At 49.7% G+C, this 796-nt stretch carries 1 protein-coding gene; it reads right to left on the reverse strand.

Annotated elements, in window-relative coordinates:
* Positions 1-323: 323 nt before the first annotated feature.
* On the reverse strand, positions 324-796 hold a 473-nt coding region (locus tag CIK04_RS30240), incomplete at its 5' end, for a group II intron maturase-specific domain-containing protein (protein ID WP_325206032.1).

Consider the following 796-nt stretch of genomic DNA (forward strand, 5'->3'; position numbering starts at 1 on the left):
CTCCCTGTTAACAATGCCACCCTCAAGCACAGCATAGATCTGACTGAGTATTGGGCTTTGCGATGTTTCGGACGCTTACCCACCTATGCTGCCGAAGCAGGTTCACTTACGTTGTGTACTGTTAACTTCCTATTGCTTCCTTCAGACTCTGCCGTTGGCCAGCAACGCCCTTGCAATTCGGATTATCTTCCCCTCAGTCAGGGCGATTCGGGCTTCTTTCAACCCGACGGGTTTGCCAGCTTCGCTGGGCAAACAACAAGTAGGGTGAGGCGTTGCCGCCTCATCCCTCTTACAGAACCGTACGTACGGACCTCGTATACGGCTCATGCACACTTCCATTCAGCATAATTGCTGAACACGTACCCTGTCCTAACATGCTCGATATTGAACAAACCAAGATCGTTAAACCATTGATTTGGCATCGCATAACTGGCTAAGGGACTCTGCGCATTTTTCCAGCTACTCATTTGAATTGACCTGAACGGCGGCTTGTAACCAAGCTGTTTCAGCCTCCGGTGCAACCGTGTCGGTTTCTTCCATAATTTTAACTGGATGCTGCGCAGTCTGCGCCTTAACCATCCTGCTATTCGCGAGAACTCCCTGCTGGTATTGGCGATCCTGAAGTACTGACTGAACCCTCGTAAAACGGGATTTAGCTCGTTGATGACCTGCACTAATGGCTTTCCGCCATTACGTTTGCTCATCTGCTTCAACTTCTGTTTGAACAGAGCCAGTTTCTTGGGCTGAATTCGGGTGTATTGTTCCCCGATTTCAACGCCAAGGAACTTCACCCCAT

It is taken from the genome of Vibrio sp. 03_296, assembly GCF_002265885.1.